At 25.9% G+C, this 9,494-nt stretch carries 6 protein-coding genes and 1 CRISPR repeat array; of the genes, 3 read left to right on the top strand and 3 right to left on the bottom strand.

What is annotated here, in order from left to right; all coding sequences use genetic code 11:
• Window positions 1-184: 184 nt before the first annotated feature.
• Window positions 185-477: direct repeats of the CRISPR family, unit length 30 nt; unit sequence GTTTAAATCGGACCATATTGGAATTGAAAC.
• A gap of 169 nt (window positions 478-646) precedes the next feature.
• Window positions 647-1,819, top strand: coding sequence for a hypothetical protein (locus JG776_RS09880; protein ID WP_291967052.1), 1,173 nt, complete (start codon window positions 647-649; stop codon window positions 1,817-1,819).
• Between the two features lie 279 nt (window positions 1,820-2,098).
• On the opposite strand, the gene JG776_RS09875 is transcribed toward JG776_RS09880, so the two are convergent.
• From JG776_RS09875 to JG776_RS09865, 3 genes are read right to left on the bottom strand one after another with little or no spacing between them, the layout of a single operon-like run.
• A complete protein-coding gene (locus JG776_RS09875) occupies window positions 2,099-2,419 on the bottom strand; it encodes a hypothetical protein (protein WP_291967050.1) in 321 nt (106 codons plus the stop codon).
• On the bottom strand, window positions 2,388-2,558 hold the full coding sequence (locus JG776_RS09870; RefSeq protein WP_291967047.1) for a hypothetical protein: 171 nt from the start codon (window positions 2,556-2,558) through the stop codon (window positions 2,388-2,390). Before JG776_RS09870 ends, JG776_RS09875 begins: the two co-directional genes overlap by 32 nt.
• 23 nt (window positions 2,559-2,581) lie before the next feature.
• On the bottom strand, window positions 2,582-2,722 hold the full coding sequence (locus JG776_RS09865) for a hypothetical protein (RefSeq protein ID WP_156897881.1): 141 nt from the start codon (window positions 2,720-2,722) through the stop codon (window positions 2,582-2,584).
• Between the two features lie 346 nt (window positions 2,723-3,068).
• Between JG776_RS09865 and JG776_RS09860 the strand changes: the two genes are divergently transcribed.
• Both JG776_RS09860 and JG776_RS09855 read left to right on the top strand, forming a co-directional pair.
• Window positions 3,069-6,308, top strand: a complete 3,240-nt coding sequence (locus tag JG776_RS09860; RefSeq protein WP_291967044.1) for an N-6 DNA methylase — start codon at window positions 3,069-3,071, stop codon at window positions 6,306-6,308.
• A 17-nt stretch (window positions 6,309-6,325) separates the two neighbouring features.
• Window positions 6,326-9,457: a helicase-related protein gene (locus JG776_RS09855; RefSeq protein ID WP_291967042.1), complete on the top strand. Its 3,132-nt coding sequence runs from the start codon at window positions 6,326-6,328 to the stop codon at window positions 9,455-9,457.
• The last annotated feature ends 37 nt before the right edge of the window (window positions 9,458-9,494 follow it).

Genomic DNA, 9,494 nt, shown 5'->3' with positions numbered 1-9,494 from the left:
TTTTTAAAATCTTATGTGGTAAGCATAAGTTTAATATTGAAATAATGGAAATAATAAGTTATATTAGTATATAGAGGAATAAAGTTTGTAAACCTCCTATGGATTTTTTAATGACTGAAGGTTCCCGAAAAAAATATGATACTCATATTAGGAGAATCATTGAAAAATGCGACTTCCCTAACGGGTTTAAATCGGACCATATTGGAATTGAAACATGGTCAAAGTAAGTTAAATATAAATTACCAAAATAGTTTAAATCGGACCATATTGGAATTGAAACTCTTCAAGCACAGGTACTGCAACATCTACTTCTGCGTTTAAATCGGACCATATTGGAATTGAAACGCAAACTTTTGTATCATTTCGTTTAGTTTAGCAATCGTTTAAATCGGACCATATTGGAATTGAAACTTTCTTTTACAATATTATTAATACGTTGTTGAAGTAGTTTAAATCGGACCATATTGGAATTGATGATTTCAATTTGTTAATAAAACTATATAATTTAAAAAAAATTAAATATACTAAGAATTGTATTGTATAAAAATAAAAAATTAATGCAGATAAGATAGCTCTGCATTAATTTTTTAATATTTCTATTCAATTATTTATATAACTTAATTATTTTTAATGGGTGGGATTAAATATGTGTGATACACTTGTTGCGTTGACTAATTCAACTAAAAATGGTTCTGTGATTTTTGGAAAAAACAGCGATAGAGAAAAGAACGAACCTCATATAATAATAAGAACTGATAGAAGGAAGTATAAAAAGGGTGAAACAGTAAAGTGTACATATATTGAAATACCACAGGTAGAGGAAACCTATGAGTGTATTTTATTTAAACCCTCTTGGATATGGGGAGCAGAAATGGGGGTTAATGAATTTGGTGTTGTCATAGGTAATGAGGCAGTGTTTACAAAACAAAAACAAGGTCCTCCTGCACTTCTTGGAATGGACATTTTAAGGCTATCGCTTGAAAGAAGCAAAACAGCAGTAGAAGCACTTGGGTATATAGTTTATTTTATTAAGACCTATGGGCAAGGCGGAAAATGTGGGTATACAAAAAACCTAAGATATCATAATAGCTTTATAGTTGCAGATTTCAATTCTGCCTATAAAATAGAAACTGCTGGATATATATGGGCTATCAAAAAAATTGAAGATGTAGACAGTATATCTAATTCTATAAGTATAACTAAGGATTATGATATGTTAAGTAATGATGTTGAGGATAATTTTATATACAAAAGAATATTAGGAAGGGAAAATTTCAATTTTAAAGAAAGGTATGAAAATAGATTAGTAGCAAAGGTTGCAGAGGGCGATTTTAGAAGAAACATAACTTATTCTTACTTAAAAAGCAAACAGGGAAGTTTGACAGTAGATGATTTTAAAAGCATTTTGAGACACCACGAGAAGGAAGATGGAAACAGACTAAATGGTTCAATGAAGAATATTTGTATGCACGATGGTAGTTTAATATCAAGCGAAACAACAGGAAGTATGATTGTTGAGCTTGTGAATGGAGAAATAAATATTTGGGCAACGGGTTCATCCCTTCCCTGTCTTTCAACCTATAAACCAATGTGGTTTGTGGATAGTGATGTCTTCTTCAAAGAGGAGGAGGTAGATAGAGCAGTAGAATATTGGAAAAGTCAAAGGCAAAAGATAAAAGAGGTTGAGGAAGGAAGGGTAGATAAAGATAGATTTATAAAAAACAGAGATGAGTTTGAAAATAATTTGAGCAAGTTAGTATCTACAGCAAAAACAGAAAAGGACAAAATAGAAATAATGAAATATGCTTGGACATCCTAAAAGTGCCACCCATGTGAAATGTGACATTATTCATATTATGCAAAATAAAACTAAGGAGGGGTATATATGGCATCAAAAACAAGACTTACGGGTAACGTACATATAGCTTTACCTGCAAAGAAAGGAAAGAAAAAAGAAGGTGAAAAAAAAGGTTGAAAGTAATCTAAAAGAAGTAAAAAATGATGACTAACCTTTATTATCAAAAACGTCCATATATTTTGTCTTTATGGACGTTTTTAGTTTTGAGAAGAAAGTTAATTTAAACTTAATATATTTGCATCACTTTATTATGACTTTATTTGTTCCGCCCCAAAGATAAAGAGTAACAACAGTTCTATAGGGCTTAAAATTATCACTAAAATTTATGAGAAATTCTCTATTTGGTAGTTCAGGAATTATATAAAGCCACTGAACTGCTTTTTTTATACCCAAATTTTGAAGAGAAAATACATCCATTCTTCCGAGTGAAAAGATAAGAAACATTTCTGCAGTACATTTATTAATTCCTTTAACCTTAATTAGTTCTTTAATAATTTCTTCGTCAGTAAGACTATCGATATTATCTATATTAACTACACCATCTTTTATTTTTTTGAGCAAGATCTTTAATATATACAACCTTACTTTTAGAAAGTGCAACAGAACGTGATGCTTCTTCTTGGCATTTAAGTATGTTATCGAATCTAACCTCATCCAATAAAGTTAATAGCTTATTACAGACAGAATAAGCTGCCTTCATTGATAATTTTGCACTACAATATTTTAAACTAATGATAAAAAGTAGTTTTTATCAAGATTTATTTGTATTTCTTCAACTTCTTTTATCAGTTCCTTTATTTTAAAATCTTTATTTATAACTTTGATAAAAATCTGATTATCTTGAGTTAAAATTAAACTATTCAATAAATCACTCCCTAAATACGTAATACAATTTTAACATACCAGTGAATTGTGTCTAAGCTTAGATATTACTAACAATTAATGGATAATGTCACATTTCATCTGGGTGGGAGACCTCCGAAAAAATCAAATCATTTTCAAAAGTATACAATATATAGCAGCACAAATTATCTCTTATACACTATATATAGTAGTGACATTTTTTAAGGTATCATTTTTTCGGAACTCTTGGTGGCACTTTTATTAACTCATATAGATGATTGAGTAATTTGAAATTTATGTAATTTTTAGAAAAATGAATGAATATTTAATATATTGTAGAGTTAAGTAATACAAAACGGAGGAGGTTATGTATACTCAATCATCTAAAGGATTTGTTAAAAATATTTTTGAAAATGAATTTAATATGGATGTATTTAAGCGATTTATTAGATGTATATTTAAAGAAGTTGAAGAATCCAATATTAATACAACTATAACATCTTTTCCACAAAATTTATCAGTAATTTTCAAAGAAATACGTACAATTGGATATTATACAGATTGTAATAATGAAAAATTAGCAATTGTAGTTATTTATTTAAAACGAAATAAATCTTTAGAAAAATCCAGAACGGCACAAAGGAATATTGTAAAATGGTATTTAACCCAAAAAGATAATAAAGTTAGCAGTGCATTGGTAGCTTTTGTACAACCAAATGAATTGAATTGGAGATTTTCTTTAGTTAAAGTTGATTATAATTACGATGAAAACAATAGACTCAAGCAATTCATATCACCTGTACGTAGATGGTCATTTTTGGTTGGTAAAAATGAAAAATCACATACAGCCCAAAGTAGATTTGTTTCTTTATTAGATAATAAAAATCCACCTACAATAAAACAAATAGAAGAAGCATTTAGTATAGAGATTATTACTGAAGAGTTTTTTAAGCAATATAGGGATTTATTTATAAAATTAAAAATTGAATTAGAAAAATTAATAAAACAAGATAATAAATTGCAACAAGAGTTTAAAAACAAAAATATAACCACAGTAGATTTTTGCAAAAAATTATTAGGACAGATTTTATTTGTTTACTTTCTACAGAAGAAAGGCTGGTTAGGAGTAGAAAAGAAACAAAACTGGGGAAGTGGTTCTAAAAACTTTTTAAGAGAATTATATGAGAAGAAATATTTTGAGTATAAAAATTTTTTTAATGATGCTTTAGAACCATTATTATATGAAGCTTTAAGATATAAAAGAAGTGATGATTATTATGATAAATTTAATTGTAAGATACCTTTTTTAAATGGTGGCTTATTTGACCCAATAAATGACTATGATTGGAAAGGCATTGATATAAAATTACCAAATGAACTTTTTTTAAATAAAAATAATACTAAAGAAGGAGATACTGGGGATGGAATTTTAGATATTTTTGATAGGTATAATTTTACTGTTAGAGAGGATGACACGCTTGAAAAAGAAGTAGCTATAGATCCAGAATTGTTAGGTAAGATATATGAAAAATTTAATGCCATACGAGAAGATAATTTTAATTCCTTTAATGAAGCTATAAAAAATAAAAATGAAAATAAGTTTAATAAAGAATATGGTGTATATTATACTCCAAGAGAAATTGTACATTTTATGTGTAAACAAAGTTTATTGTATTACTTAAAAAACGAGTTTAAGGATAAGATATCAGATGAAACTTTAGAAAACTTTGTTTTATATGGGGAAGAGTTATTAAATATAGTATGCAGCAAAGAAGAAACACCAATAAGAGAAATAAAGTCAAATGCAGAAGATATAGATAATAAACTTTCAGAAATTTTAGTATGTGATCCTGCTGTAGGTAGTGGAGCATTTTTAGTAGGACTGATGAATGAAATTGTAAAATTAAGAACAGTACTTTCTGTATTAAAAAATGAAAAATGTAAAAATTTAAGTGATTCAGAGGATATAAATACATATGAGTTAAAAAGAAACTGTATAGAAAATTGCTTATATGGCGTTGATATTGATTCTGGTGCAGTAGAAATTGCAAAGTTAAGATTGTGGCTTTCTTTAATAGTCGATGAAGAGGATATTAATAATATTAGACCTTTACCTAATTTAGACTATAAAGTTGTTGTTGGGGATTCCTTGAATTTTGTAGATATAAAACTTGATAATTATAAAATATTTGAAGAAATAGAAAAATTAAAGTTAGAATATGCAAAAGAAGCAGATGCTGATAAAAAGTCAAATCTTAAAAAAGAAATATGTGGCCTTTTTAATAAAATACAGAATAGTAACCAATTTGAATTTAGGATACATTTTTCTGAAGTATTCAATTCAAAAGGAGGATTTGATTTAATTTTAGCCAATCCACCGTATATACAGTTACAAAAAAATAATGGGATGCTGGCTGATAAATACAAATATTTGAATTTTGAAACATTTGATAGAAAAGGTGATATATATTGTTTATTTTATGAAATGGGAATTAGAATACTTAAGAACAAAGGTATATTATGTTATATAACAAGCAATAAATGGCTAAGCACAGAATATGGAGAAAAATTAAGGAATTTATTTAAAAGACATAATCCTTTATTACTGATAAATTTAGGTGGAGGAGTTTTTGAATCTGCTACGGTTGATACTTGCATATTTGTTTTAGAAAAAAGTTGTAAGAAAGACTTTTGGGGTTGCAATGTTAGAATGGATGATTTTATGAATATATATACTTTAAATAAAAAATCGGTTAAATTAAATCATATTTTGAATAATGATGTTTGGTATATAGGTACTGAAATGGAATATAAACTAATTAAAAAAATTGAGTATAATTCCAAATTATTAAAGGAAAATAAGATTAAATGTTATAGAGGTATAACTACAGGTTATAATAATGCGTTTATTATTACAAAGGAAATTAAAGATGAACTATTAAATAGTAATATTGAAGAAAAACAATTATTAAATCAAATTATAAAACCACTTGTTAAAGGTAAAAATCTAAAAAAATATAATTTTATTTTTGAAGATATATATTTGATTAATACGGGATATGATTTGGATATTCAAAATTATAGTCGTTTATATGATTACTTACAAAAGTTTAAAAATCAATTAAATAAAAGAGAGGATAAAGGTAAAAGCTGGTGGAATTTAAGAGCTTGCAAATATTATAGTGAATTTGAAAAGGAAAAGATTTGTTGGAACAGAATTGCTAATAATATAGTTTATTCGTATATACCAGCAGGTTATTATGTTTTAGATAGTGTTTTTTTTATAACTGGAGAAAACCTTAAAGTTTTATTAGGTATATTAAACTCTAACGTTATTAGTTGGTGGCAAAAGAGAATGACGACGTCATTAGGCGATGGTAATTATGCAGCTAAATATATAATTGAAAAGACACCTCTACCTTGCATTGATAAAGGAACAAACAAAAAAATAGCAGATAAAATTAAAGAATATGTTAATGAAATTTTAAAAACAGATATTAATAATGACAAGCTTAAAAAGTTAGATGATGAAATTAATAAACTGGTTTATCAACTATATAACTTAAATAATGAAGAAATAAAATTGATAGAAGAAGATTTAAAATAATTTATGGGGGATTCAATATGTCAAATGATTTAACATTTATAACAAACGAGGGTAATGTAAAATTAAAAGATAGATTTGCAACATTAATTAAAGATGCTAAATATTTTGATGTGTTAGTTGGTTATTTTTACTTGAGCGGATTTAATTTATTATACAAATCTCTTGAGACAACAGAAAAAATAAGAATATTAATAGGAATGGGAATAGATGAGAAGATTGAAAAAGTTATATGTAAAGCAAAAAAGAGCTTTTACTCTGAATCTGAGGTAAAACAAGATATTATGAATCTATTAAAAAAAGAAATATGTAATTTAGTTAATAATAAAAGTCAAGAAGAGGCAATTAATAGGTTTATTGAATGGCTATCAACAGGTAAAATAGAAATAAGGCTTTATCCTGATAAAAATATGCATGCAAAGCTTTATATAGTAACCTTTAAAGAAGATGATAGAGATTTAGGTAGGGTAATAACTGGATCAAGTAATTTTACTTATTCAGGTCTAATTGAAAATATGGAATTTAATGTAGAATTAAAAAGCAGAGCAGATTATGAATTTGCAAAAGAAAAGTTTAATGAATTATGGAATAGTTCAATCGATATTCGAGATGAATTCATTAATACAATAAACGAAAAAACTTGGTTTAAAAGGGATATTACTCTTTATGAATTATATTTAAAAACATTGTATGAGTATTTTAAAGAAGACTTAGAGTCATTAGATGAAACAGATTACAGTTATTTTAATAACGGGATAAAACAGCTGGAATTTCAAAAGCAGGCAGTTATTAATGCAATTAAAATTTTAAATGATTATGGTGGCGTTTTTTTATCTGATGTTGTTGGATTAGGAAAAACATATATTACAGCAATGATTTTGAAACAATTAGACGGTAAAAATTTAATAATTGCACCTCCAAATTTAATAGATATTAAAAATCCGGGTTCTTGGACAAATGTACTAAATCAATTTAATATAAAAGCAGATTATGTATCGATAGGAAACTTAAATGAAGCTTTTATAAGGGGAATTGATGATTATAAAAATATTGTAGTGGATGAAGCACATAGATTTAGAAATAGTGAAACTGAAAGATATTTAAAATTGGCAGAAATATGTAGAGGTAAAAGGGTGATTCTTGTAACTGCGACACCCTATAATAACACTCCAATGGATATTTTAAACTTAGTAAGTTTATTTCAAAGTCCAAGAAGTAGTAGTATTCCAGGCATTCCTGATTTATATTCTTTTTTTAAAATGATTGATAATAGATTAAGTAATATTGATAGACAGAAAGAATATAAAAAATATTTAGAGATAACAAGAGATAACGCAAAAGAAATCCGTGAGAAGGTTTTAAAATATATTATGATAAGGAGAACAAGGGCAGAAATAGAAAAGTACTTTAGTGAAGATTTGAAGAAAAATAATATAAAGTTTCCAAATATAAATAAACCAATAGCATTATATTATGAATTTAATGATGAAGAAGATGAAATTTTTAATGAAACAATAAAAATAATAACTAAAGAAATTAAATATGCAAGGTACACACCTTTATTATATTTAAATCAAAAATTAAACCAATTGGAAATACAATCTCAAAAGAATCTTGGAAGTTTTATGAAAATATTGTTAGTTAAAAGATTAGAGAGTAGTTTCTATGCATTTAGAAAAACAATAGAAAGATTTATAATTTCATACGAAAAATTTATTAAAGAATATAAAAATGGGAATGTATATATAAGTAAAAAATATGCTAATAAAATAACTGATTTATTAGACAGCGGTGAAGATGCAAAAATACAAGAATATATAGATGAAGGAAGTGCGAGAAGATATAACAGTAGTGATTTTCAAGATAGATTTTTAAATGATATAGAAAATGATTTAAATTTGTTTATAAAAATAAGAAATATGTGGATGAAGATAAAACGTGATCCTAAATTAGACAAATTAAAAAATGAAATTAAAAATAATGAGTTATTAAAAAATAAAATAATAATTTTTACTGAATCTAAAGAAACAGCTGAATACTTAAAACAAAACTTATCTAATAATTTAAAAGGGGTAGTTTTGTTATTTACAGGAGAACAGTCAGATAAAATTAAAGAAAAAGTGATAGAAAATTTTGATGATGGAGCAGATTGTAAAAAAGATTATTATAGAATACTTGTTTCAACAGAAGTTTTATCAGAAGGTGTAAATCTGCATCGATCAAATATTGTTATTAACTATGATTTACCATGGAATCCAATAAGGATGATTCAAAGAGTAGGAAGAGTTAATAGGATTGGAACAAAATTTGATAGTATATATATTTTTAATTTTTTTCCTACAAAACAAGCTAATAATGAGATTAAGTTAAAAGAATTGGCCTGTGCTAAATTAGAAACATTTTTAACTTTATTAGGTGAAGATGCGGCAATACTAACTGAAGGGGAAACAATAAATTCGTTTGAGTTATTTAATAAGTTAGTGTCTGATGATATATTTAAACAGGAATTCGATAATGAAGAAAGTGAGCTAAAGTATTTGAAAGTAATTAGGGATGTAAAAGAAAAAAATTTTCAGCTATATGAAAAGATAAAAAATTTACCCCATAATCTACGGTTGGCCAAAAATATTAGTAATTCTATTGACGAGTATGAATTAATCAGTTTTTTAAAGTCTGGAAATATGAAGAAATTTTATATTACTGATAATGGAAATAATACTAAAGAATTAGATTTTTTGAGTGCTATAAAATTGATTGAAGTTAAAGATGAAGATAAAACAGAAAAAATACCTGATAATATTTATGAACTGATAGAGTCAAATAAAAATGAATTAAGTAATTTATACAAAACAACAAATAAATTAACTAAAAGTGAATTAAAATTGATTAAACATATTAAGGCTTGTAAAAATATTAATAAATTAAAAGAAGAAGATAGAGAGTTTTTAAATAGGTTAGAGTATAGAATATTTAGGGGAGACATACCAAATAAAGTTATAAATACTGTTTTGAAAGAATTGGAAATAACAAAAGATCCTATTAATTGTATAAAAAATAATATATCAATTAGATTTTTACAAGATCATTTTAGAGAAATACGCAAAGATGATGAATTAATTGATGAAGTAGTACTTTCTTTATTTATAAAATAATAGTAAGTGCCACAACAACTTAATATGGTACCTATAA

It is taken from the genome of Caloramator sp., from assembly GCF_020054765.1.
GTDB lineage: Bacteria > Bacillota > Clostridia > Clostridiales > Caloramatoraceae > Thermobrachium > Thermobrachium proteoclasticum.
This window is presented reverse-complemented; position numbering and strand designations above follow the sequence as displayed.